Raw genomic sequence first — 24,484 nt, 5'->3', positions numbered from 1 at the left:
CGCACCCGTTACGATTCCCTTTTTCATGTTCATTTTGTGTATTGACCCCCTTATAATTTCTAATTTTCATTATATTCAATATAAATTAACCAGCAAATCTTTGTTATTCGACACACTCCTGTGCAGAATAAGCAAAAGACACAACATAAAACTCATGTTATTAATATTAAATTCCATATATTCACACCAATTTAGGTATATTAGCACTATATACAACAATACCCTTATATTTTTCAATTTCCTCAATGTCGAAAAGATAAGTGTTTTGTCCTAAAACATAAAAAACCGCATCGTGATCGATACGGTTAAAATGAGATGATTCTTTCAAATGATTTTCTTGCATCTTCGTAACCTTGAAGATACAACTTTTCCAGTTTTTGAGGATTTCGTTCCATCCTTCCCACTGTTAATGGTTCCTGCGGCTGGACGACAAGGACTGTCCCCTTCTTTTCTTCCTCTTCTACATAGCGCAGGGTCTCGTTATAGGTTCGATACCGATTTGCCAGTGCTTTCTGCAGCCCTGTGTAATGCGGGTATTTCCTTTTTACCATAAAAGCAAATTTCGAAGGTCTCTTTGAGTATCCCCTGTTTCTTGTTAAAATCACTATATTTTTTTTGAAACCATCCTGCTGTGCTTTTTTGATTGGTATTGGATCACTGATCCCTCCATCCAGGAGGACCTTGTTTTTATAATCTACCTCAGGAGCAATAAATGGAAGGGAACTGGATGCTTTTAAAACCTGGAGCATATCTTTCCCATAGTCTTGTTTACTAAAATAGACAGGTTTGCCTGTATGGCAATCTGTTGTTCCAATTATAAATTCAGACTGGTTATTATAAAACACTTCGTAATGATATGGGACAAGTTTATTCGGTATTTCATCAAAAATAAAATCCATTCCGAAAAACTGACGCGATTTAAAGTAATTGCGCCATGAGATATATCTGGGATCTGTTACATAATCCACATTAACAATTCTATTCCTGCCCTTTTGTTTGGACAAATAAGAGGCTGCATTACATGCCCCTGCAGAAACACCGATAACATAAGGAAAGCTAAGATCCTGTTCAAGAAAATATTCGAGAACCCCGGCTGTATATACTCCCCGCATTCCTCCCCCTTCAAGCACAAGACCCGTTTCACTAATCACCCTGCATCTTCCTTTCCGTCTTTTAAAGCTATACTACCAAAATATCAGCCTCTCAAATACAAATTTGCCCAAAAGGAAGGAACTTGCATGAATTCATGCAAGTTCCCTTCGTTTAAAAATCGCAATCGATGCAAACATCGAAAATATAATGATAATGACAGATACAATGATACTCGGCAATAATTCATCGGGGAAATGACCGCCTATGACAAAGGAATTTGTATAAGCAAAAAGCAGGGCCGGACTCCACTCCAGCACGTGAGAAAGCGAATTGCTTACAAGAGTTAAAATGACTATTGCCCCAATAGTAAAAAATCCAACCGCTCCAGGCGATTTAATAAAAGTGTTGAAGAGAATTACTATAGTGATAATAAGGGTAAGCCAAATGCCATAAACAAAAAAGGATTGCAGAAAATCGGAAAAAGGAATAAATTCAAATAATACGCCCACATAGTACCAGGAGAGGAAGTAACCTAAAAAATATGATAACCATATTAGGATCATTAAACTGGCCCACTTAGCTGTTACAAACCCGGTGTATGACACAGGCTTTACAAGGATTAGCCCTGCAACACCGCTTTTCCTTTCACCGGCAATGGTTCCCATTGCAATGAAAACAATAATTAGCACACCAAGCGTATTATACTGGCTGAGAGCAGCAGCAAGTGCTTCACCTGCTGAAGGAACAGGAAGCTCGATAACTGCCCCTTCAGGCAGCCCGCCAATTGAATCAATGATTTGAGGCAAATAGTATAAGGTCAGAGGCTCTTTTACAGCTATTAAAATAAAAGTCAGCGGCACCCACACCCATTTGAAGTTTCTGGCAAGCTCCAGCATTTCTTTTTTTAATAAAGTCACCCATTGCTTCATTTCTTCACCACCTTCATGAAAACATCTTCAAGGCTCGTTCTGCTGATTTCAAACTTAACCAGTGGCCATTTCCGATTGGTTATTTCAAATAAAAATAAAGCCCTTGCTTCTTCAATATCCTTTACACAAAAGCTTGCACGATCTCCGTCCAATTCCATTGAAGATACTTGCGGAAGCAGTGACAGTTCTTCAGCATATTCCCGGGCATCTTCTTTAAAAACCAAGTCAATCTTGGCTTGCTGATGTTTGGTTCTAAGGTCTGTCAATGTTCCAGACTCAACCAGTTCACCATCATGGAGGAATAAAATTTCATCGCATATTTCTTCTGCATCGTTTAGAATATGGGTGGAAAACAGGATTGCAGTTTCTTTTTTCAGCCTGTTCAACAGCTCCAGCACTTCCCTGCGCCCAAAAGGATCAAGGGCAGAAACCGGTTCATCGAGCATGACTAGCTTAGGGCGGTGAATAATCGCCTGAGCGATGCCAAGACGCTGCTTCATTCCTCCCGAGTATTTTCCAATCCGGCGGTTTTTAGCTTCGGATATACCGGTAAGTTCAAGAAGGTCCGCTGCTCTGGCTTTGGCTTCTGCTTTGGAAAGGCCCGCAAGCTGACCCGCGTATTCAAGAAATTCTTTTCCTGTCATCCAGTCATAAAAAACAGGGAATTGAGGAAGATAGCCTATTAATCTGCGAAAATCCGATTTTTCTCCCCCTTCATACACGATCGAACCGGAATCGGGCTTCATCAGACCTGCAAGCATATTTAGTGAAGTTGTTTTTCCTGCTCCATTTGCTCCAAGGAGGGCAATACACTTTCCTTCCGATAATTGGAAGTCCAGGCCTTTTATGACTTCCTGATTTCTGAACCGCTTTTTAAGATTTGTTACCCTAACAACCGGCATAGTCAGCTTCTCCTTCCGAAAATAAAGTAAATGATAGGCCCAATCAGATTAATAAATAAAATGACGAGAGCCCATACCCACTTTGGTCCATTTGCTTTTTCTATTTTTATCAGGTCTATGATGGCAACCGCCATTATAATAAGCTGAATGAAGACAATCGGAGCAAAAATTGCCCAATTAATACTTTCAAATAATTCCATTATGATGTCCTCCTTAAGTGTTTTGTCATTCATATGACGTTCAAGTGCATAAATCGTTCAGTTATTTTTTCAAATAAAAAAACACTCCAGTAAAGGGGTGCTTCAAAAGTTAATTGACGGCTTAATCCGTTTCTTTTTCATAAACAGCCATCATCTGTTTGATTTCGTTTGTTAACTGATCAAGGAGTGAGGATGGTGAAAGCACTTTAGCCTGGCTGCCCCAGTTAAGAAGCCATTTGACAAGCCCATCTCTCACTTAAAGCATTGAGCTATATCGTCGAGCGTATATTCGTTTTCTTAATCGGTCTGCTCCCTCAAAACTTCCATTAGATTGAGCATGCGCTGTTTATCGAGTCTATTCATTACATCATCCCATCCCCTTATAATTATCCATTATAAAGAGCCCAGCGGCAACAGCCCTGGACTCTGTTTTTGGCATCCAGCCCCAGCGCCTCCCCTTCATGGTCACAAGCAGGTCCGCCCAGAAAAGCAATGACACCTTTCGGTACAAACCGACTTGCGCTTGAGGCACAAAGGACAAGGAAGGCTTCGTCAGCTTAACATAGCACCACCACAGCTTTTGGGAAGACGTACGTTCCTCTGTAACCAGGGGGCTTCTGCTAACGCATTACTTTATTAGCCTAAAAACTAAAGGTATTCTGTATTCCTTCCCTTCATATGCCTTAACTGCAGCTACTATCGTAAAGATAAACACAAGAATCCCCACGATCCAAATCGTAATGATTCCAATTAATACGATCATTAACACTACGCTGATTGCACTGTAAATCGAATAGGAAATTAAAAAATTAAAATATTCCTTTCCATGGTAATCTACAAACTCCGAGTCATTCTTTTTCAAAAGCCAAATGATCAGCGGTCCGATAAAAATGGTAAAGAAGCTGGTCACATAGATAGCGGCTGCTATAAGCCTTTCATCATTGGAAGGCATCTTATAGTCATTCATTGTGTTTCCTCCTAAATTTCTTCAATATAATTGGATGATTCTTTTATATTATTTACGATATTCATTCAAAAAGGTTTCATGTATTTTTATTTTCCAATCCCCCTGCAGCTCAATTTCCTGTTCTCGATTAGGACAACTTGAATACACATGTTAAAGACAGGCATTGCGCATAGCTTTGCCTATTCTTATACCTGCCTAGGAAGGTGATATACACATGATGTCAAAGCTGGAGGCTTTCATTCTGGGAATCATCCAGGGGCTTACCGAGTTCCTGCCTATTTCCAGTACAGGGCATTTATATTTGGGGAGACATCTTTTCGGGCTTGATGAAGCTGGCCTTTTCCTTGATACAATGCTGCATATAGGAACTTTACTGGCCGTTCTTGTCGTTTACAAAAATGAATTGCTTCAAATAGTAAAGAATCCATTCTGCAAGCTATCGATGCTGCTGATTATAGGGACGATTCCAGCTGTCATTGTCGGACTGCTTCTGAGTGACATGTTCGATTCAATTTCTAAATCCGGAGTTACTATAGGCTGGGAGTTTCTATTTACAGGGTTTATCCTCTGGATTGCTGATAGTGTTAAAAAAGGCGCAAAAAAGATGGACAGCATTAGCTACGGAGATGCCTTATTTATTGGGACTTTCCAGGCAGCTGCCATTTTTCCGGCAGTCTCCAGATCCGGCTTAACAATTGCAGCAGGTCTCTTTAGAAAGCTTGACAGGGAAACAGCTGCCTATTTTTCCTTCCTGCTCTCCATTCCAGCCATCGCGGGCGGCATTGTCATGCAATTTGGCGAACTGTTATCAGGCCACACAGAAGCCATAACCCTTAGCAGCATGTTAATGGCGACATTGTCATCGGCTATATTCGGCTATGCAGCAGTCGTTTGGATGATTAACTTTCTAAAACGGAAATCATTGAAGATATTTGCTGTATACGTTTGGATTTTAGGGTTCTCCATAATCTTTCTGCAAATGACCGGGATTTTTTAATTTCTAAGGGGCGATATCAAAATGGAAGGAATCATTTCGAGCATTTTTGAAATACTTTCCCAGCTGGGTTATGCCGGCATAGCACTTGGCTTAATGGTTGAGATAATACCAAGCGAGATAGTCCTAAGTTATGGCGGCTTCTTAGTCAGCACCGGTGATATCCATTTTACAGGGGCACTGCTTGCAGGAATTGCAGGGGGAACATTTGCCCAGCTGTTTCTATACTGGCTGGGGGCATATGGCGGAAGGCCAGTTCTTGATAAATACGGGAAATACTTGCTGATTCAGAAAAAGCATTTGGATGCATCAGAGAAATGGTTCGAAAAGTATGGAACAGGAGTCATCTTTACAGCCCGATTTATTCCAGTCATCCGGCACGCCATATCAATCCCTGCCGGAATAGCCAAAATGCCGTTATCCATTTTTACAATCTATACAATTGCAGCCATGGTGCCTTGGACGGTTCTCTTTTTATTATTGGGAATGGAGCTGGGTGACCACTGGAGAGACATCAAGGAATATGCAAAACCACTTATATTGCCGATCATAATCATCGCTTTGAGTTCCGGGATGTTCTATTTTTTATATAAGAAGCGGAAAAGTTAAATCAGTATATCCACCAAAAGTGTAGAATTCTAATTTTACACTTTTTTATTGGCTCATTTTTTAGAAATTGTGTTTTTCCCCTAATAATGTTGTGTGTTAATTTCCGCTCAAGACTGACAGTAACTCCGAAAGTAGCTTTTTAATTTTTTCAATTTAAAAACTGTTCACACTCCCTTTCCATTTTTGTAAAATAAAGCAAATATCTAGAATCAAAGGAAGATATTATTTATGAAAATTCTATTAAAAAATGCACTCATTTATCCTGTCACATCCCCCACCTTCCATGGGGATTTAATAGTTGAAAAAGGAAAAATCCTAAAAACAGGCAAGAACTTAAAGTCTGATTCAAATGTAAAAATTATTGACTGCCACAGCCACCACCTGCTTCCCGGTTTCATTGATGTCCATACCCATTTGGGTCTATATGATGAAGGCACAGGCTGGGCAGGCAACGATGCCAATGAAACAATTGAACCTTTAAGCCCTCATATCCGGGCGATGGATGGAGTATACCCTTTAGATCCCGCTTTTGCTGATGCAGTGAAGTACGGCATAACAACTGCCCACATCATGCCGGGAAGTGCTAATGTTATTGGAGGAACAACTTCTGTTATTAAGACTTCAGGGAAAAATATTAGCAAGATGATTATTCAGGAAACAGCAGGGCTTAAGATTGCCCTTGGTGAAAATCCAAAACGGATTCACAGTCATGGCAACAAGGATTCCATTACAAGAATGGGGATAATGGGGATGCTGAGGGAAGCCTTTTATGAGGCTTTACAATGTGATAATCCTGACTCTTTAAGATTTGCACCGCTTGTTAAAGCACTTAAAAGAGAAATTCCTGTAAGAATACATGCACACAGGGCCGATGATATCATTTCTGCCATCCGCTTTGCAGAAGAATTCAATCTCGACCTTCGAATCGAACATTGTACAGAAGGCCATTTAATTGCGGACGAATTAGAAGGGTTGAATTTAAAGGTCTCAGTGGGCCCTACTCTGACAAGAAGATCGAAGGTTGAATTGAAAAACAAAACCTGGAAAACGTATCAGCAGCTGACCGAGCATGGAGTGGAAGTCTCCATCACTACAGATCATCCATACACCCCTGTACAATATTTAAATATGTGTGCAGCTATTGCAGTCCGGGAAGGTCTTTCCGAGCAAAAAGCCTTAGAAGGAATCACCATTCTGCCGGCAAGAAACCTAAGAATTGATCATCAGCTGGGAAGCATCGAGGAAGGAAAAGACGCTGATTTAGTTTTATGGAATCATCACCCATTCCACTTTCTTGCCAAGCCAAAATGGACCATGATAGGCGGCCATTTTGTGTACAGAGAATCGTAGAATATTGTCGAATATCGCTGGTGTTTTTTGGCTTTAAATCGTAAAAAAAATAATTAAAAAACCTATTTCCTTTTTGAATTTTTTTTAGTATTATACCTAAAGTGAAGTGAAAATTTTTGCTTCTTTAGGATTACAATCAAATATCGGAAACGATAGAATAGGGAAGGCAAATGGTGCGCCACCAGTTATCTGGTTCTAGTGGGTTCGATTCCCACCCCGAAATTTTTTAGCAGCATAATAAAAAATTTCGAGGGTGGACCGAAGGCTCTATTTGGCATGGAGTAGGACTGCCCTCAATTGGAGGGATAACCTATGCTCAAGAAACGTGATCTTCACGACTGCCATGCTTTATTTGATTTGATGACGCACCCTGATGTCTTCCCTTTTGTTCGCCAAAAAGCCAATTGTTATGATGAATTTATTTTTGTTACAAAGCAGACAATCGAATCCGAAGAGCGCGGTGAATTGATTTCACGAACAATTCTTGATGAATGGGGCGCTCCGATTGGGACGATTAATTTGTATGACATCCAGGACAATGCCGGCTTCCTCGGCACATGGCTTGGTAAGCCTTATCATGGCAAGGGGTATAACAAGTTAGCAAAAGATGCTTTCTTTGAAGAGCTCTTTTTCGAAACTGGCATTGAAACGATCTTTATGCGGATCCGCAAGGAAAATATCCGTTCGCAAAAAGCTGCAGAAAAACTTCCTTATGTCATTCTTGCAAATGAAACAAGAAAGCCTGTTTATGATCAGCTGAATGCTAATGGTGATATTTATAATTTATATGAGATCCCAAAAGATTTATATACTCTTCATGTGATGCGCCATGGAGCAGCAGCCCAAGAATCGTCCCAATTACTGGAGGCTTAACAGAAAGTGCATGCATCTTGCCCACCCACGGCACCTCAATGGAACTGGCTGCAGGAGCTGGATACTGACGAAGTAAAAATTTTGAATTCTATAATAAATACGCAAAGCACTTGCATTCAAGCAGGTGCTTTTTTTCAATTGATAAGATTTGATTCCGGTTCATCTGTTTTTTCTCTGATTCCATGCTGTGCCAGCAATTCTTCCAGTTCTTCGTTAGTAAGGGTTTCAAAACGCCCGTCTTTGAATGAAACTTGAGTTTGATTCGGATTTATCCTATTTGTATTAAAACTCATGGTTATGCCTCCTTCAAGCCGTGTATAAATTGGCTGTCTTTAACTTCTATACTCGCCTATGGAAGGATTTTTATTCCTTATTATACAAAAGTTCACATAATTGAAAAATATCGTCCTGCAATATGCAGGATACAAGCCGGGAATGCGCCCCATCTCTTTCAATATGATATAATTCTTTACACTTTAAAGAAAGAGGAAATAATACATGAATCAAACGTATAGCAAAAAACAAAAGCTGCATATGCTGCTGGTGATTTTAATCCCTATTTTAATAACCCAGCTGGCAATGTACTCCATGACTTTTCTTGATACATTAATGACTGGCCGCTATAATTCTGAGGACCTTGCAGGTGTAGCGATTGGCTCCTCCCTTTGGGTACCTGTGTTCACAGGTCTCAGCGGCATTCTCCTTGCTGTTACACCGATCGTGTCCCATCTCGTGGGAGCAAAGAAACAAAGTGAGGAAGTTTCATTTTCTGTTATTCAGGGTGTTTATCTATCCATCATTATGGCCGTCATTGTATTTGCCGGGGGAGCACTCTCCTTAAATCCAATCTTAAGTGGAATGAATTTGGAAAACAGGGTTCAGGATACAGCTTTTAACTACCTGGCAGCCTTAAGCACAGGGTTGATTCCCCTGTTTGTCTACAATGTTTTGCGTTCATTTATTGATGCTCTTGGAAAGACCAGGGTCAGCATGATCATTACGCTTCTTTCATTGCCGATCAATGCTGTGTTTAACTATATCCTTATTTATGGCGAATTTGGATTCCCGGAACTTGGAGGAGCAGGTGCAGGGTATGCTTCAGCTATTACTTATTGGCTGATCATGCTCATTTCGTTTTATATTATTCATAAACATTCACCATTCTCGACTTATGGAGTTTTCAGGAAAATACATGCTGTTTCTTTCGGCAAATGGAAGGAAATCCTGCTAATCGGGATTCCCATCGGCTTATCTATTTTTTTCGAAACAAGCATTTTCTCAGCAGTGACTTTATTAATGAGCACTTTCGAAACATCTGTTATCGCAGCTCACCAGATTGCCCTAAATTTCGCATCACTTCTTTATATGATTCCTCTCAGCATCTCAATGGCATTAACAATAGTTGTGGGCTTTGAAGCAGGGGCTTCCAGATTCAGGGATGCTAAGGAGTACAGCTGGATTGGTGTCGGCATTGCTGTTTTTATGGCTTTAATTTGTGCAGCTATCCTTCTGGCTTTCCCAAGGGAAGTGGCATCTATTTACACAAAAGACGAAAAAGTATTACAATTAACAGCTGCTTTTCTTGTATATGCTATGTTCTTTCAGCTGTCAGATGCTATTCAGGCACCTGTCCAGGGGGCGCTGCGCGGGTATAAGGACGTAAATGTCACCTTTATGATGTCCCTTATTTCTTATTGGATCATCGGGCTGCCATTTGGCTATTATCTGGCCAATCATACAGACTGGGGAGCATATGGATATTGGATCGGCTTAATTACGGGGCTTGCAGCCGGAGCCATAACTTTAACAGCCCGCCTGATCAATCTGCAAAAGAGGAAATACCCGGCATATATGAAAGCGAAGTAATATAAAAAGGCGGAAGAACACGGTTCTTCTGCCTTTTCATTTTCATTCCTGATAAATTTTGCCGAGAACGTCTTTCCCTCCTGTAACCGGGATTATACTGCCAGTGATAAAGTCGGATTTTTCATCGGTTAAAAAGCTGATTACACGGGCAATATCTTCACCAGTTCCCGGCCTTCCGACTGGTGATGCACTTTCATAAGCACCTGCCGCTTCTTCGATATTTTTTTCCTTCCATTCACCCGTAATATCTCCTGGGCAAACCATATTAGCGGTAATGCCATTCCCGGACTCTTCCAATGCAATCGATTTCGTTAATGACGCAGCACCTGTTTTGGCAGCGGCAAAAGCAGAACGATATACCCATCCTGAAGAATATTCTACGCGATCAAACCCAATCGTTATGATTCTTCCCCATCCAGTTTCCCGCATTTTCGGGATAAACAACTTTGACAAATAAAATACCGCATTTAAATTGCCATTAATCAGGTAATTCCATTGTTCGAAGGTGTAATCCAGCATCTCTTTTCGTTCATGTACGTAAGGTCCGGCATTATGAATGAGGATATCGATGACCGGAAATTCATTTAAAGCAGCTTCAGCCATCATTACACAATCATCCGTTATAGAAATATCTCCCTGCAAAGCAATGTTCCTGGTTCCATATTTGCCGGACAGTTCCCCGCATAATGAGACAGCTTCCTTTTGACTGCTGCGGTAATTAATCACCAGATCAATGCCTTTAGCGGCAAGCATGAACGCGGTTCTTTTTCCGATTCCTGTTGCTCCTCCCGTGATTAAAGCTGCTTTATTTCTCACAAAATTACCCCTCAGTATTTAATAATTTTTATATACTCCAATACCAATATAGTAGTAATTACATTGAATTATTGCAAATAATAAGAAGTTTTTTCCTCTTCTGCCAAAGGCGGAACATTAACGGATAGGCAATTATCTGCATAGAATATATGGCTTAGTGATGAACCATCAGCTTCATTGGCAGTTTTGCAGGAAAGGATGAGAAGGATGTTTCCATGGAACCTTTTTCCATTTAATAAAGATATGAAAAATCCTCCCCATCAAATGAAACCGGAGGATATTGATAAATATGTAAGAAGTATTATGGGGCAGATGTTCCCTCAAAGTATGCATGGGATGAACGGAACTCATGATTTTATGAAAGGTTTTCATACAGCAGCCCCTGGAGCTGGCCAGCCAGGTTCTGAACCGCTGAATGCATCCGTCTTTGAAACTCATGATTACGTTTTTGTAAGATTCCCTGTAAAAAATGATGATTGGTTAAAAGAAATGAAACTTTACCACACATCTAACCAAATGATCATTGAACACATTCCCGGTAAAGACGATAAGCATATCATAACCCTCCCTGCAATTGTCAGGAAAAAAGGATCATCAGCCAGCTGTAAGGAAGGGTATATGGAGATAAAAATTCCTAAAAACATTGACATGCAGTTTTCAGAAATTGATGTAACAGAAATATTATAAAGGGGGGCTCATTTTGGAACTGGAAAAATGGAAAGAGTTAATCAAAATGTCCGCACAATATCAAGATCAGGATTTCTGGGAAAAACTTATCTCACCTGAAGTTTCCAATCATAATAAAAAACTTTCTTTTTCAGGGCTGGAGCAGGAAAAAATCAATCGTTTTCTATCCAGTCAGGACATTTATCCGCGTTGTGATGTATATGAGTATAACGGAAATATCATAATTGAAGCAGAACTCCCCGGTGCATGTAAAAATGACATTAAAGTATCTCTCGTGCAAAATGAACTTATCATTAAAGGAACATGCTCAGCATTTCAGCAGCACTTGCGCTATTTTCTGAAAGAAAGACATAGCAGAGCTTTTGAAAAAGTGCTGACCCTCCCGATGCCTGTTGATAAAAATTCGATAAAATCATCGTTTGAGAATGGGATTCTTTCTATCTCTCTCCCCATCTTATTTGAAGAAGAAGAAAAAATACCTATTAAGGTACAGAGTTGAATAATACCCTTAATCAAGCAGCTTATCATAGCAGTAAAATGGGTTGTCCCGATCCATCCAGATTGTGCCTGTTTTGACATAGCCGTTCTTTTCAAATAATTTTTGAGCCTTTTTATTCAGCGAGTATGTATCTGTTCTCATATACGGAATCCCGTTCTTAACTGCATGTTTTTCAGCAAATTCAATTAATCTGCTCGCTATCCCTTCCCCTCTGATTTCCGGATCTACGGCCAGACGGTGAAAAACGAAGCAAGGCTCATCTTTTCTCCAGGAGGCATTTTTATATTCCTCCGCCTGGATTTGATCGACAGTAATGGTACCTGCGACATTTCCTTCATAGATGGCAGTGTATAGACTGCCTGCTTCCACATCAGACAGAAAAACCTGTTCACGGGGATAAGTACGGTTCCATTGATCATTCCCCTCAGATTCCATAATGCTGACTGTTTTTTGGACAATTTTCATTATCTCCGTTAAATCGTCTTTTGTTCCTTTTCTAATTTCCATTTACATCACCTGTTGTTTTTCATTTTTAACAGCCATTACTAATGTTCCATTGAATGATTGAATACATACATGGACCGGAAGTAAATACTATAATGAAAATTAACTCGGGCGAGTGGCAAAAAATCACAAAAAAAGACAGCCTAAAAGAGGCTGCCTTTATTCATTCAAATATTATTTCCCGATGAACATTTGTGTCCAGTAGTTACCGTCAGCAACATGGCCAACACCAAGGTGAGTAAAGTTGGCATTCATGATGTTTTTACGGTGGCCTTCACTATTCATCCAAGCTTGTACAACTTCTTCAGGAGATTTTTGCCCCATAGCAATATTTTCGCCCGCTGTAGTGTATGAGATGCCGAATTGCTTCATCATATCAAATGGTGAACCGTAAGTTGGGCTGTTATGGTCAAAATATCCTTTTGATTGCATATCACGTGATTTTTCACGAGCTACTTTGCTTAGTTCTTCGTCCAATTTAAGTGCAGGCACTCCTGCTTTCGCACGTTCCTGGTTAGTTAATTCAAGTACTTTTTTCTCGTAAGCACTTACTTCAGAAGATGCAGGTGCAGCTTCTTTTGTTTGTTCTGCAGGTGCTTTTGCTGTTTCTTGTGCTTTTGCCGGCTGCTGTGCTGGAGCTTTTGCTGGCTGCTGTGCTTGTGCTGGTGCTGCCGGTTTTTGCTCTGCTGGTTTTTGTGCTTCCTGTTTATTTACTTGGACATTATCCCAGTTAATATTGTAGTTTTTAAGGTATTTTTGAAGAATATTATTAATTTGCTCCTGGCTTAGGTTACCAGATTGAGAAACTACCATTTTTTTAGCTTGTTCAGGAGTAGGACAATTTGAAGCTGCGTCCGCCTGGTTAGCTCCTGGTGCTGATACTAGTAAAGCTGCTGCCGCTGCTACTGAGTAAATAACTTTCTTATTCATGTATAAAAATCCTCCCTGTGTTTGTTTTCTTTGTTGTGTGGTGCTGTGTGACTTGCACAATCATCATAACACAGGGTTTTTCGTAATATTTATGGACAGATTTTACAAATTCTTGAATCCTGCACAACCGATCGACTTAGAAACTAGTAAAATCAGCTTAGAAATTTTCAGATATCCCTATTTAAAAGGGTTTATGCTTGCTTAAGATGGGTATATAACTTTCTGTCTATTTTTGTCTTTATTGGCAGACGCATTACCCAAATACCATTTATATACTAATAGATCACTATTGACAGGTTTTTAGCCTGATAGTATTCATTACTTTTATTACACTGGTGTAACAAATATGATAGGTATATGTACCCCTTAATGGGTATATATGCCCCCAAAGGAAAAATTCCAGCAGGATTAACCGATCCAAAACAAAAAAAGCAGCCAATGCTGCTTTTTAATGGCTGCCATGATCATTGTCATCCATATCTTCTTCCTGGCTGCCTGATTCTTTTTCAGGTGCACTGGGCTGACCAATAACAAATTCTTTTTTAGGCATATTATGCATTCTTCGTGCCGTTACATGTGAGTATATATAGTAGGTTCCTTCTTCTTCAAAGGTTTTCTTGAGCCGATAAATTCCATGACCAGCATGTTCAACAAGAACTTTTTCATGCTCTGTTGCATTTGCTCTCCAGATTTCAAACTTTACCTCGTCTGCATCTGTGACCTCTTCTTCTCCATATGTAACTTTTGCTTCAAAAACTACAGGTTCATTTGCTTCTGCTTTTTCAGGATTAATCGATAACTCGACATCCAGGAATTGCGGTTCTTCCTCTGTTGTATGATTACCATTGCTGCAGGCTGCCAGGGTAACCATGAGCATTAGCGGGAGCCAGATATTTAGTAGCTTCTTCATCTTAAATCTCCTTTATCCTATCTTATTTCGAACAGCGGCAGCACAATTTTAACCGTTGTTCCTTTATTTAAATCACTTATAACAGTCAGCTCACCATGATGGAGTTTAACCAGCTTTTCTGCAATGGCAAGTCCAAGGCCTGTACCGCCATCAGATCTTGTTCTGCCTTTATTCACTCTATAAAACCTTTGTTTAATCTTGCTTAAATGTTCTTCAGAAATCCCAATCCCTGTATCTTCTATTTCAATCACACATTTATCTTTCTCTTGATATAAACGGATGCTAATACCGCCTTCGTCTGTATAACGAATTGAATTGTCCATAATATTTTGGATAATCTGTTCAACCCTGCCTTCGTCACCGTTAATGATGACTTCGGGATCCAGGCAGTATTGTAAATCCAAATGTTTTTCACGAAGGACATGCTTATATTTTTCAATAGCATCCTCTATTAGCTGCCCCAAAGGCAGCGCCATTTTTTCGAGTTTATATTCGTCAGATTCAAGCTTCGACAAATCAAGCAGATCTCCCACCAAACGTTCCATCCTTTTAGACTCCCTATGCATTAGCTGCAAATATTTTTGTCTGTCTTCCTCAGTTTTTGCCATACCGGACAGAAGTGCTTCACTGTAGCCCTTTACATAGCTGATGGGAGTTCGCAGTTCATGGGAAACGTTTGCGAGAAAATCCTTTTTCTTTTCGTCTTCTTTTTGTATAGATGAAGACATATGATTAAATGCATTTGCCAGCTGGCCAATTTCGTCCTTCGAATCAATATTCAAATGAATATCATAGTGTCCCTTTGAAACATGATCAGCTGCAACTTTCATATCCAATAGAGGCTTTGTCAGCTTTTTAACCAGCATGGTACCTAAAATAATGCTGATGAACGTAAAAATCATCGCAGCAGCCAGCCATAGGTAGGCAAAATCATGGGTAATCTCTGAAATTTTTGCAAGGGGAACATATAAATATATGATACCCTCCAGCCGATTACCATCGAGAAGCGGAATAATAACACCCATTATTTTCCGGTCAAACCTTTTTTCATAGCCCAATTTTTCAACCGCTCTGCCTTTAAGAAGCTCTTCCCGTTCTTTTTCACCTATTAGTGTCTGGTAGTCAATTTCAAACGGCAGACAGGCACTAAGCTCTCTTGGATTGTTAACAATAAAAACCTCTGTTTCTGATTTTGAATTATACCAATCGATTTTTTCCCTTAGACTCTCTGTCAAAGGCCCTCCCTCGTACTCTGACGAGAGGTTTCGCCCTTCAGTCAGCAGGGAATCTCTTACATCTTCCACATATATTTTTTCATAAAATAAATAAGATAAAAAATAGGAATATAAGATCGTAATGATAATCGCTGCTGTCACGGTCAGCCACATTTTTTTTGCCAGGCTATTGGTCAAAAATTTCATTCACATGGCACCTCTAATTTATAGCCTACTCCCCAGACTGTTTGGATATAGTCCCCAACCCCCAGTTTCATTCTCAAGGTTTTTATATGAGTATCCACCGTTCTTAAGCTTCCTGTATAATCTATACCCCATATGTATTCAAGAAGCTGCTCCCGGCTTAATGCCTGGTTTTTATGTTCGTAAAAAAATAGAAGCAATTCATATTCTTTAAGAGTGAGCGTGACCTGCTTCCCCTCTACTGTTACCTTGCGTGCTTTTTTGTCAATTGTGATTTGCCCAATCTGCACAGAATCCAAGTCATCTTTTAATCCGCCAGTTCTTCGGAGTACTGCATTTATTCTGGCAATAAGTTCTCCAGGACTGAATGGCTTGACGATATAGTCATCCCCTCCTAACTGGAGTGCTTTCACTTTATCCCATTCCTCTCCCTTGGCAGAGAGAAATATAATAGGTACATTTGATTTTTTCCTGATCTGAGAACACACTTCAAATCCATCTTCATCCGGCATCATTATATCTAGAATAACCAAGTCTATCATATTATTTCCAAGTATGCCGTATGCCTCAACGCCGCTTTCTGCTAAAAAGCATGTAAATCCTGAATTCCCCAGGTACATCTCAATCAAATGCCCCATATCAGCTTCATCATCAATTATCAGGATATTCAGCATGTCATTCACCACTTTCCCTAATCACTATCTTAAACGGGCCCTCTCCAACCTTAATTTTACTAAGCGTTTTTAAGCTTTTCGGCTCCAGTAAATGTAAATCATTGCTGTCATAACCGGCGACTAGAAGAATATCTTTGGCAATAGCTAATTCAAAGGGATTTGCCCCAACAGAAACTGAGGCAGCTTCCTCCCCGGAATCATTAATTTTGTATAACATATTTGAACCATGGCTTAAGACATATACATGATTTTCTTGTCCTAGGAAATTAACCGGCATCGAAGCAGCTGGAATTTTCTTTTTTAACTTACCGGTATCAGTGTCATACACATGGATATTTTGTTCAATCTCTGCACCTTCTCCATGTCCGCCAATCCATATTTCACCGTTTCTCTCATTAAGCCACGCACCGGATGCTGAAGGATGAATTGTAAATTCTCCGCTTCCTGCTTTTGATTTAAGATCAATAATTCCCAGTTTTTCATGATTAAAGCTAAGGACAAATAACTTATTTTCCGCAGCAGATTCGAGGAGGGTAAGCGGATCTCTTTCCGTCTTGACCTGTTTTTCCTCTTCTCCATTTAGATTAAAGAACCGAATTTTGTTTAAATTTTGATCTGCAAAAGCTATGTCATTAGTATCAAGCATGATGCCATTAACGATACCTTCTCCTGTTTCCCAGCTATCAATCAATTTACCTTCCTTTAAGGAATAAAGATCAGCCGTTTCAAGCTGTTTTCCATATAGCAGGATGGAGTCATTGTCCGGGAGAATCAAAGCGCCTGTATAAGGTTTTTCCATAGCCCACTCTGCTGCCTGCTCTTTTTTTTCCAGGTCCACAAAAGATATGGTCATATCTTTTATATTCACTGTAGCAGCAAAGCTGACATCCTCAGGGATTTCAGGCAGTCTCTTTTCTGAGCAGGAAGAAAGGAGGGCTGTTGTGATCCATAAAAAGACAAGCCAATATATTTTTTTTGACATATCATTTCTCCTAATTACTATCTTAACTTTATCTTACATTAATATTGTGAGATAAATGTGAAAGGATCCTGAAATCTGCAATAAACCTACACATTAAAAAAAGGAGGCATGAACCTCCCTATTTCAACCCTTCCGCTTCATGGATATGCATCTGGATAAGTGCGGCTTTGGATGTGTCATCCATGTCTGAATGAGTAATTCTCTTAACCGCAAGGAAAAATTTTTCATAGACAGACTTACGGACTCTTGGATGTGAATTTTCATCCTTTAGTTCCCTGGAGATTGCTTCTTTCAAAATGATTTCTGCATTAGTGTCCTCTTCTAGTTTCCGGTTGTTCCAAAGCTTCCGGTATTCATTCAGAAGCTTTTCATATTTTGGACTCATAACTTGCCACATCCCTTCCAAAACAGGAAACAATTAAATTTCCTTAGATGTATTTTTACATAAATAATTTTGTAAATGCAAAAAATACAGCTAATATGCGAGAAAGGAGAATGAGTTATGAATTCACCTTATCGGTGTCCAAACTGTAAAACCAACAGAAGCCGATTCAATATTATTAAACAGGTGCCTCAATCCATTAAAATGGATCCTCAGACAGGGAATGTTATGGAAGAGTACAGCAGTGAACAGCTGTCCCCCTTCCATATGCCATATAAGGGCCCTGATAAAAGGGTGCAATGTGCGGCTTGCGGACTTGTTGAAGACGAGCGGACATTCATCAAATTTGGCGAAAAACAGTGAAATAAATAAAAGCCTGAGATTCTGTTCTCGGGCTTTTATTCATTCACTAATTTATTTTCCATTAAGAATCTTTTATTATCCACTTTCCATGGATCTGCCTGTGAAAAGCGCACAAGATAAATCTTGCCCCGAAAATGCTGTCTGCCGCGTTTTTTTATGAACCAATCTGCTTCCACTGGAACTTCCATGCTCAGCTCATCTGCCAAATCCTCCGCCGGAAGAACGGGCATCGCACTTAACCTGACATTCTCAATTTTGGGCAGGAGTTTATTCCAGTCTATGGGTTGAAGTGAAATCGGCTGGACTATCCTTGCATCTTGCTGTTTAAGTCCGGCCATGAATGCGCTGATTATTTCATATGGATTGGCATTATAGAGATATCCATCAAGCTTTCCTGCCGCTTTCAGGATCATCAGCTTGTGTGATAAATCCATAAAGTTAGTTCGATGTGTCGTACTGCCATAAAAATGAATGCAGAAATGACCTGGAAAATTATTTTTCAGTGCACCTCCGCCATGGGGCATACCATGCATGGAAGCCGCTATCCATTGATTTCCATTAATAACTATAATGGCGCGCCTCTTCCAGCTCCATTTTCCGCCATAAATACTTTTCATTATTTTAGTTTCTTCAGCATTTAATGGCTGGACATCTGCATGATGGCTGCCCGCACGCCTCTGAACCTTAAACTTCTTTCCCGTTTCCACATCCAGAACGGTAAATTTACTGTATTTCGGCAATATCCCATTCACTTTCTCCCATGGCAGCATCTCAATCCGCCAGCCAATCCCCTCTTTACTCGCAGTTGTGTGCGTTCCCCCTGCAAAAAGAAGAAAGATGAATATAATGACTATGTTTAATGTTTTCATAAATTCCACTCATTTATATGTTTTTTTCGGTAAGGCATTATATAATGAGTTTCCCAAAAAAAGGTTTTATTCATTCATTCAAGCAAGAAAAAAATCGCACCCATTGAATGCGATTCCCTTTAAACCCCCGGATTAATCAGATGCTTCTAAGATTTTTAACCTTTGTTCGATTTCTGCCCAATCAAGATTTTCTCCAATAAACACCATATTAAGAGGCATGTTTATGTTTTCCTGCATATAGAGCGGCATCCCATAAGAGAACTGAAAAAGAAACGGATACTGTGATGAATGCAGCTTCATATACCCTTTTATTCTGTACACAGTGTCTGGAAGCTCTCTAAGAAAATCCTCAAAATCAGTCTGATTGACAGGTTTTTGAAACTGATAAACGAACGTGCTAAGCTTAAGATCAGTAAAAACATGTGACTTGGAAGCCTTGCTCTTTTTCGCGGAGGACATGCCTCTTACCTGCTTCACAGCGATCTTTGAGTATGAAGTTAAGATGGTGTATGCCTGGCTGTTCAGACCCTGAACCTCCATTGTAAGCCGGGCCTGTTGCGCCTCAGAAAGTTCGTCTGCTTTATTTAAGAGAATTAAGTCCGCATGCCGAACCTGCTCAATTAAAAGCTGCTGCACCTGAGGGCTTAACATATTTCGATTAAGCCACCTTGGACCGTCAACAACAGAAATAATACCTTTTACCTGCATCCTGTCAGCAAAGAGTGGGGAAAGGATGCTATCGAGAACTTCAATTGGATGAGCAGCCCCCGTAGTTTCAATATAGATCGCCTCCGGCTTTTCAACCATCAACAATTCCTGAAGCTGGGCTTCCAGCTTATCTGAGATAGTACAGCATATGCAGCCATCAAGCAGCTCTTTTAATGGCAAATCCTCATCAATTGCGTCCGAGTCAATTGAAACTTTCCCTAGCTCGTTCATCATCACTGCCACTTTTCTGCCTTGCTTTTTTTCATCCTGCAGCAGCTGCTTTAAAAGCGTCGTTTTCCCGCTCCCCAGAAATCCTGATAATATATATATTTCTGTTTTATTCATACATTTCCCCTTCTTCACAATCTGACAGCATTTCTTCAATCATAAGAATCATTTTCTTTTCTATTGAAACTATATCCAGATTAGTTAAATAGCCAACGGAATGAAACATTTCCTGCTTGCATTTCCAAATGGGAATATAAGCATTTGGAAAAAATTCATCCTCTGTCTCAATTCCCAGTTCCAAAATAGACTCATAATCAACTTCAAACACATCGTCCTCTGATGCACGCCGGCCTTTTATTGTCCGAACCAAGTCCACCACCAGATTTCCCTCTTCAGTTTGAAAGTCTGTTTTGTACGTATTAAGAAGTTTTTCTGCAAGCTTTTCACATTTTTGTTCAATATCTGATATTTGCCTGCGGATCTCTTCATTAAGCTTCACTACCTGCTTCAAAGGATCACCTCTTTATAGCTGTCCTGTCTAATGACCCATTTTATATGATTTTACCAGTCCATACAAACCATATGCCATATTTGCTATAATATCTATTAAGGGTGGTGGAGTAAAAATGCTGGAAAATACCGGAGAAAGGATCATACCCGAGCAAATGCCGGTTACTAACGGAATGCTTCTGGAACATTTGGCACGTTATTATTTTGCCCTTTATTATGCTAAAGGGAGAGTGCTTGATATTGCCTGCGGAACAGGGTACGGTTCAAAAATAATGGCAAAAGCCAAGAAAAAAGAAATCAATGGAATTGTAGCAGTGGACATTGATGAGGAAACACTGAAGTATGCCAGACAGCATCATTATCATCCTCTCGTGCAATATGTAAAAGCAAATGCGGAAGATGAAACCCTCCCAGAAGAATTAGGATCCTTTGATGTGATAACGAGCTTTGAAACCCTTGAACACGTGGCATCAGTAGAAATATTTCTTAACAATCTTTTTAAAATGCTGAAGCCAGGCGGCACTCTCATTTTATCCACGCCATTCGGAGCCGGGAGAGGAAAGCCAACAAACGAGCCTTTCCATTTTCACCAGCTTACTGAAGATGAATTTATTGATCTGTTCAAGTCTTACGGTGAGACTGAATTTTATTACCAGAGAAGTGCTCTCGTTGAACCAAAAAGAGAAGGCAAACACTATCCTTTTGGGATTGCAGTTTGCAGTAAAAGTAAATAGGAGCCCATTGGCTCCTATTTGCTTTTAAAAGTGCCTTCTTTTTCCGCTATCTCTTTTCAGCATCGTCCAAAAATTGCTTAAGCGCATCCGAATTCTCTTCAAAATCAAGCTGTAGAACCGAACCGGCATGTTCATATGTTTTATTTTCATAACTATCTTCAACAGGTAACCTAAGTGTTTCAATATCAGTAACAGGATTCCTTAAAAACTTCACACCCAGTGATAATGCTTCTTCAAGTTTCAAGTCGGTATCAACGTATTTCATTGCCTGGCTGATAACTTCCGGAAACCTTGCTAAACCGGCAGGTGATGCGAATTGGTTCATCACTTCATCTTTAAGAGCAATCAAAATCTCCTGCTGCCGGTCTACTCTCCCAAAATCACTTTGTCCATCATGGCGAAATCTCACATATGATAATAAGTCGCTTCCTTTAAGCTTCTGTTTCCCCGGCTCCAGATCAAGTCCCATATCTTCAATCATGGCGGAACTGACTTCAGCTTCGATTCCGTCCGGTGCAATGGCATCAAGCATTGCAGGAAATCCCTTAAAATCAATTATAGCAGTATGATCGATATGGACTCCGAAGTTTTGTTCTATTGTATTCTTTAATAAATCCTTGCCGCCTATATAATAAGCATGATTCAATTTGCTGTACATATATTGATAATCCGGTATTTTTACATAGCTGTCCCTCATTAGAGAAACCAATTTAATGGACTCTCCTGAAGGATCATAGCTGGCCAGCAGAATGGCATCCGAACGTGATTCCTCTTCACCTCTGCTGTCAACACCAATCAGCAAAAAGTTTTTCGTTCCATTTTCACTCGCTGAAGGCTCTTTATTCTCCTTGTCGGACTCACCGATCTCTGTCTCCTGCCCTGTATTATTGTTATCTTTTTGCTGAAAAGATGTGCAGCCGGAAAGTATAGCTGCAGCAAGTAAAAATAATATGATTATTTTTTTCAAGAAAATCACCCCTGCGCTGCTTTATAGAAAAGTTTACTACCATTGTGGGAAAGAGAAACGCTTTATATACCCTTTTTCTGGAGCATCATTACTTAAACTATCCCCACCTGCTAGTGTTCGCCTGAAGAAGGAATTTCTCCGATTGACAATGACAGAAAAAGCTCTCCGAATCGGAGAGCTTTTGAAATTAAGACCCTATTTGTTTCTTCAGCACTTCAGCTGCTTTTTGAATTTGCGTATCATTTTGATCAATTTTTTCACGAAGTTTCTCCATCAGTCTAAGAGTAGACTGCCCTGATAATACTCCATTTTGATCAAGCTTTTCAGCGGCCTGGAATGTCTTGACAGCATCTTCTGTCTTATCATCAAAGAAGCCGTCTACTCTTCCAGGATCATATCCTAAAGCTTTTAGCATTTGCTGTGCTGCTTTAACCTGAGCTGAAGAAGCAGAAAGCTTTAATTCAGTGTCAGGATTAATAAATGGCAGTGTAGCATATTCCGGCAATGCCACTTTGTGGTCAGGCGTTATTCCCTTTTTGTGAATCCAATTTCCCTCCGGTGTCAGCCATTTTTCAGTAGTGAACTTCATGTTTGACCCATCGGAGAAGTCCTGTGCACGCTGGACAGTGCCTTTTCCAAATGATTTTTCACCGATTAACGGGACATCTGCTGATTCATGTACGGCCGCAGCAAGAATTTCTGAAGCACTGGCACTTCCTTTATCAATCACAACCACTAATGGTATATTAGGATTTTCTTCTTTCTTTGATTTTATTTCTTCTCTATTTCCATTGCGATCTTCAATTTGGAACAATATCTCGCCATCCGGGACAAACAGGCTCGAGATTTCCACTGCCTGATCGAGAAGGCCGCCAGGATTTTGGCGAAGGTCAAGGACCAAACCTTTCATGCCCTGTTTTTGCAGTTCATTTAAAGTTTCCACCAATTCTTTAGAAGTATTTTCTGAGAAGGTAGTAATCTGAACTTTTGCAATACCATCTTCAAGCATTTCCCCATAGACGGTTTCAAGCGGAATAGTATCGCGTGTAATGGAAATATTCATAGGCTCATCTGTGCCGGGACGCTGAATTGCCAGTTCTACTTTAGTTCCTTTTTCCCCTCTGATCAGCATAACAGCCTCTGTTGAGCTCATCCCTTGAAGGCTTTTTCCATCAACTGAAAGCACCTTGTCATTAGGCCTAAGCCCAGCTTTTTCAGCAGGTGAACCCTTCAATGGGGATACTATGACTATGTAGCCTTCCTGTTCCTGGATTTCAGCTCCGATTCCTTCAAAAGAAGATGAAATACTTTGATGAAAACTTTCGGCTTCTTCTTCATTCATATAGTCCGAATATGGATCATCCAGCGCTTCAAGCATACCGTTAATTGCACCATTAATAAGTTTATTCTGATCCACTTCCTGGAAATAGTTTGCTTTAAGGGTATCATAAGCTGTATATAGCTTATCAAATTCCCTTCTCTCGCTTGTTCCCACATCTACTGCCTTTTCGTCTCCAAAGGCAAGTGCAAAGGTAGTAATTCCTGCTGAAAGGAACACAATAAAAAACAGCAGCATAACAAAATGAAACTTTTTCATGCGGATAAAACCTGAATGGTTATTATCTGGTGCTTCAGAAGTTTCTTTGTTTAAATCTTCATTTTGCAAACTTTTCACCACTTTCGTCACCGTAAAATAACTATGTACAATCCTTATTGATTAGAATAACATTTATCGAAAAAATAACAAAGAAAAATGTGTGTAAAGCTTGAAAGAGCGCCAGCATAATCTGCTTGGCGCTCTTTCTTTTGTCAGGCTACTCCATAGCCCTGGTCTTCTATCGCTTGTTTTAAATTTTCCATATCAGATTTTTCAGGGTCATATTCGATTTCTGCATAGTCATCGTGAAAGGCAATCGCGACGCTTGCCACGCCATCGATGGATAGAAGGGCATTTTTGACGGCCTCTTCACAATGGCCGCAGGTCATGCCTACCACTTTAAGTGAAACTTTTTCCAAAGCATATGCCTCCTTTTTACGAGTAACCTTAGTTTTATTAATACCTCATTTAAATAGGCTTATAAACATCAGGTAAACAGACAGCCCGCCATGCCATACTTAACCACATTGTAAAGGCGTTTGCTCAGTAAAATAAAAGGTTAATGTTTTGCAGGCATAAACATATTTTATTATATGGTGATTCAAAAAACTCTCCAAATCCTGTTCCAGACCTTTGCTCTCCCATCACTTTCTTAAGGGGTGATTTATGATGTTAACAGCCGCAATATTGTGGATAAGCTTCTCATTTTCTCTAATCAGCATAATAGCCGGAATCTTGAATCAGTCATGGAAACTTGCTCTATTAAGTTTTTTTCTCCTGCTGCCATTGGGATATGTCTTAACAGGGGAAGAAAATGTGCTTCGTATTCTGTCAGGCCTCCCCGCTGTACCCATTATTTTAGCAGTTATATTTTATTTTCAATCAAGAAATTTAAAGGAGAAAGGCAAATAAAAGAGGCCATGT

31 protein-coding genes are annotated in these 24,484 nt (G+C 39.9%); 10 read left to right on the top strand and 21 right to left on the bottom strand.

Annotated elements, in window-relative coordinates:
* Positions 1-305: 305 nt before the first annotated feature.
* From AC6CHU_RS24780 to AC6CHU_RS24755, 6 genes are all read right to left on the bottom strand, one after another.
* On the bottom strand, positions 306-1,151 hold the full coding sequence (locus AC6CHU_RS24780) for a patatin-like phospholipase family protein (RefSeq protein ID WP_159870267.1): 846 nt from the start codon (positions 1,149-1,151) through the stop codon (positions 306-308).
* Between the two features lie 93 nt (positions 1,152-1,244).
* Positions 1,245-2,021: an ABC transporter permease gene (locus AC6CHU_RS24775; RefSeq protein WP_498123060.1), complete on the bottom strand. Its 777-nt coding sequence runs from the start codon at positions 2,019-2,021 to the stop codon at positions 1,245-1,247.
* On the bottom strand, positions 2,018-2,923 hold the full coding sequence (locus AC6CHU_RS24770) for an ABC transporter ATP-binding protein (protein WP_498123059.1): 906 nt from the start codon (positions 2,921-2,923) through the stop codon (positions 2,018-2,020). The genes AC6CHU_RS24775 and AC6CHU_RS24770 overlap by 4 nt, the downstream gene beginning before the upstream one ends.
* A 2-nt stretch (positions 2,924-2,925) precedes the next feature.
* Positions 2,926-3,123: a PLDc N-terminal domain-containing protein gene (locus tag AC6CHU_RS24765; RefSeq protein WP_159870258.1), complete on the bottom strand. Its 198-nt coding sequence runs from the start codon at positions 3,121-3,123 to the stop codon at positions 2,926-2,928.
* 121 nt (positions 3,124-3,244) lie between these two features.
* A complete protein-coding gene (locus tag AC6CHU_RS24760; protein ID WP_498123057.1) occupies positions 3,245-3,379 on the bottom strand; it encodes a WCX domain-containing protein in 135 nt (44 codons plus the stop codon).
* Between the two features lie 372 nt (positions 3,380-3,751).
* The gene (locus AC6CHU_RS24755) at positions 3,752-4,090 is read right to left on the bottom strand and encodes a DUF4870 domain-containing protein (protein ID WP_159870252.1); all 339 of its coding nucleotides are present in this window, start codon (positions 4,088-4,090) and stop codon (positions 3,752-3,754) included.
* A 217-nt stretch (positions 4,091-4,307) separates the two neighbouring features.
* Between AC6CHU_RS24755 and AC6CHU_RS24750 the strand changes: the two genes are divergently transcribed.
* From AC6CHU_RS24750 to AC6CHU_RS24735, 4 genes are all read left to right on the top strand, one after another.
* Positions 4,308-5,087, top strand: coding sequence for an undecaprenyl-diphosphate phosphatase (locus AC6CHU_RS24750; RefSeq protein WP_201306610.1), 780 nt, complete (start codon positions 4,308-4,310; stop codon positions 5,085-5,087).
* A 21-nt stretch (positions 5,088-5,108) separates the two neighbouring features.
* On the top strand, positions 5,109-5,693 hold the full coding sequence (gene uptA / locus AC6CHU_RS24745) for an undecaprenyl phosphate transporter UptA (RefSeq protein ID WP_159870246.1): 585 nt from the start codon (positions 5,109-5,111) through the stop codon (positions 5,691-5,693).
* 228 nt (positions 5,694-5,921) lie between these two features.
* Positions 5,922-7,043: an amidohydrolase gene (locus AC6CHU_RS24740; RefSeq protein WP_159870243.1), complete on the top strand. Its 1,122-nt coding sequence runs from the start codon at positions 5,922-5,924 to the stop codon at positions 7,041-7,043.
* A 312-nt stretch (positions 7,044-7,355) separates the two neighbouring features.
* Entirely contained in the window at positions 7,356-7,916 is a 561-nt protein-coding gene (locus tag AC6CHU_RS24735) for a GNAT family N-acetyltransferase (protein WP_498123056.1), read from the top strand.
* 134 nt (positions 7,917-8,050) lie between these two features.
* Here AC6CHU_RS24735 and AC6CHU_RS24730 read toward each other — a convergent pair whose 3' ends face one another.
* Positions 8,051-8,209: a hypothetical protein gene (locus tag AC6CHU_RS24730; protein WP_498123055.1), complete on the bottom strand. Its 159-nt coding sequence runs from the start codon at positions 8,207-8,209 to the stop codon at positions 8,051-8,053.
* Positions 8,210-8,414: 205 nt separating this feature from the next.
* Here AC6CHU_RS24730 and AC6CHU_RS24725 point away from each other — a divergent pair, with 205 nt between their 5' ends.
* Positions 8,415-9,782: an MATE family efflux transporter gene (locus AC6CHU_RS24725; protein WP_498123054.1), complete on the top strand. Its 1,368-nt coding sequence runs from the start codon at positions 8,415-8,417 to the stop codon at positions 9,780-9,782.
* A gap of 42 nt (positions 9,783-9,824) precedes the next feature.
* Here AC6CHU_RS24725 and AC6CHU_RS24720 read toward each other — a convergent pair whose 3' ends face one another.
* Positions 9,825-10,598 (bottom strand): SDR family oxidoreductase, encoded by a 774-nt coding sequence (locus tag AC6CHU_RS24720; RefSeq protein WP_159870234.1) that lies wholly within the window; start codon positions 10,596-10,598, stop codon positions 9,825-9,827.
* Positions 10,599-10,805: 207 nt separating this feature from the next.
* Here AC6CHU_RS24720 and AC6CHU_RS24715 point away from each other — a divergent pair, with 207 nt between their 5' ends.
* Complete coding sequence (locus AC6CHU_RS24715; protein ID WP_159870231.1) at positions 10,806-11,285, top strand: Hsp20/alpha crystallin family protein; 480 nt, start codon at positions 10,806-10,808, stop codon at positions 11,283-11,285.
* A gap of 13 nt (positions 11,286-11,298) precedes the next feature.
* A complete protein-coding gene (locus tag AC6CHU_RS24710; protein WP_498123053.1) occupies positions 11,299-11,784 on the top strand; it encodes an Hsp20/alpha crystallin family protein in 486 nt (161 codons plus the stop codon).
* A gap of 9 nt (positions 11,785-11,793) precedes the next feature.
* Here AC6CHU_RS24710 and AC6CHU_RS24705 read toward each other — a convergent pair whose 3' ends face one another.
* The 7 genes from AC6CHU_RS24705 to yoyC all read right to left on the bottom strand — a co-directional run bounded on the left by AC6CHU_RS24705 (position 11,794) and on the right by yoyC (position 17,587).
* The gene (locus AC6CHU_RS24705; RefSeq protein ID WP_498123052.1) at positions 11,794-12,291 is read right to left on the bottom strand and encodes a GNAT family N-acetyltransferase; all 498 of its coding nucleotides are present in this window, start codon (positions 12,289-12,291) and stop codon (positions 11,794-11,796) included.
* Positions 12,292-12,462: 171 nt separating this feature from the next.
* Positions 12,463-13,218: a CAP domain-containing protein gene (locus tag AC6CHU_RS24700; protein ID WP_498123051.1), complete on the bottom strand. Its 756-nt coding sequence runs from the start codon at positions 13,216-13,218 to the stop codon at positions 12,463-12,465.
* A 448-nt stretch (positions 13,219-13,666) separates the two neighbouring features.
* Positions 13,667-14,128, bottom strand: coding sequence for a FixH family protein (locus AC6CHU_RS24695; RefSeq protein ID WP_498123050.1), 462 nt, complete (start codon positions 14,126-14,128; stop codon positions 13,667-13,669).
* A 17-nt stretch (positions 14,129-14,145) separates the two neighbouring features.
* Positions 14,146-15,549 carry a sensor histidine kinase gene (locus tag AC6CHU_RS24690; RefSeq protein WP_159870216.1) on the bottom strand — a complete coding sequence of 468 codons (1,404 nt, stop codon included), beginning with the start codon at positions 15,547-15,549 and terminating at the stop codon, positions 14,146-14,148.
* On the bottom strand, positions 15,546-16,220 hold the full coding sequence (locus AC6CHU_RS24685; RefSeq protein WP_498123061.1) for a response regulator transcription factor: 675 nt from the start codon (positions 16,218-16,220) through the stop codon (positions 15,546-15,548). The genes AC6CHU_RS24690 and AC6CHU_RS24685 overlap by 4 nt, the downstream gene beginning before the upstream one ends.
* 1 nt (position 16,221) lies before the next feature.
* Positions 16,222-17,202 carry a YncE family protein gene (locus AC6CHU_RS24680; protein ID WP_159870210.1) on the bottom strand — a complete coding sequence of 327 codons (981 nt, stop codon included), beginning with the start codon at positions 17,200-17,202 and terminating at the stop codon, positions 16,222-16,224.
* A gap of 118 nt (positions 17,203-17,320) precedes the next feature.
* Positions 17,321-17,587 (bottom strand): protein YoyC, encoded by a 267-nt coding sequence (gene yoyC / locus AC6CHU_RS24675; RefSeq protein WP_159870207.1) that lies wholly within the window; start codon positions 17,585-17,587, stop codon positions 17,321-17,323.
* Positions 17,588-17,704: 117 nt separating this feature from the next.
* Here yoyC and AC6CHU_RS24670 point away from each other — a divergent pair, with 117 nt between their 5' ends.
* On the top strand, positions 17,705-17,947 hold the full coding sequence (locus tag AC6CHU_RS24670) for a DNA alkylation repair protein (RefSeq protein ID WP_159870204.1): 243 nt from the start codon (positions 17,705-17,707) through the stop codon (positions 17,945-17,947).
* Between the two features lie 35 nt (positions 17,948-17,982).
* Here AC6CHU_RS24670 and AC6CHU_RS24665 read toward each other — a convergent pair whose 3' ends face one another.
* The 3 genes from AC6CHU_RS24665 to AC6CHU_RS24655 all read right to left on the bottom strand — a co-directional run bounded on the left by AC6CHU_RS24665 (position 17,983) and on the right by AC6CHU_RS24655 (position 20,263).
* Positions 17,983-18,816: a hypothetical protein gene (locus tag AC6CHU_RS24665; RefSeq protein WP_159870201.1), complete on the bottom strand. Its 834-nt coding sequence runs from the start codon at positions 18,814-18,816 to the stop codon at positions 17,983-17,985.
* Positions 18,817-18,948: 132 nt separating this feature from the next.
* Positions 18,949-19,869, bottom strand: coding sequence for a CobW family GTP-binding protein (locus AC6CHU_RS24660; RefSeq protein ID WP_498123049.1), 921 nt, complete (start codon positions 19,867-19,869; stop codon positions 18,949-18,951).
* Positions 19,862-20,263, bottom strand: a complete 402-nt coding sequence (locus AC6CHU_RS24655; protein ID WP_498123048.1) for a hypothetical protein — start codon at positions 20,261-20,263, stop codon at positions 19,862-19,864. The genes AC6CHU_RS24660 and AC6CHU_RS24655 overlap by 8 nt, the downstream gene beginning before the upstream one ends.
* Positions 20,264-20,378: 115 nt before the next feature.
* Between AC6CHU_RS24655 and AC6CHU_RS24650 the strand changes: the two genes are divergently transcribed.
* The gene (locus tag AC6CHU_RS24650) at positions 20,379-20,996 is read left to right on the top strand and encodes a class I SAM-dependent methyltransferase (RefSeq protein WP_498123047.1); all 618 of its coding nucleotides are present in this window, start codon (positions 20,379-20,381) and stop codon (positions 20,994-20,996) included.
* A 46-nt stretch (positions 20,997-21,042) separates the two neighbouring features.
* On the opposite strand, the gene AC6CHU_RS24645 is transcribed toward AC6CHU_RS24650, so the two are convergent.
* From AC6CHU_RS24645 to AC6CHU_RS24635, 3 genes are all read right to left on the bottom strand, one after another.
* Entirely contained in the window at positions 21,043-21,963 is a 921-nt protein-coding gene (locus AC6CHU_RS24645) for an LCP family protein (RefSeq protein ID WP_498123046.1), read from the bottom strand.
* A gap of 187 nt (positions 21,964-22,150) precedes the next feature.
* Entirely contained in the window at positions 22,151-23,629 is a 1,479-nt protein-coding gene (locus AC6CHU_RS24640) for a lmo1851 family serine protease (RefSeq protein ID WP_159871915.1), read from the bottom strand.
* Between the two features lie 143 nt (positions 23,630-23,772).
* A complete protein-coding gene (locus tag AC6CHU_RS24635; RefSeq protein WP_498123045.1) occupies positions 23,773-23,979 on the bottom strand; it encodes a heavy-metal-associated domain-containing protein in 207 nt (68 codons plus the stop codon).
* Between the two features lie 250 nt (positions 23,980-24,229).
* On the opposite strand from AC6CHU_RS24635, the gene AC6CHU_RS24630 reads away from it, so the two are divergent.
* On the top strand, positions 24,230-24,472 hold the full coding sequence (locus AC6CHU_RS24630) for a hypothetical protein (RefSeq protein ID WP_498123044.1): 243 nt from the start codon (positions 24,230-24,232) through the stop codon (positions 24,470-24,472).
* Positions 24,473-24,484 lie beyond the last annotated feature (12 nt).

Source organism: Cytobacillus sp. GQ23, from assembly GCF_059758675.1.
The sequence above is the reverse complement of the archived record's forward strand: the minus strand, read 5'-3'. Positions and strand labels throughout refer to the sequence as shown.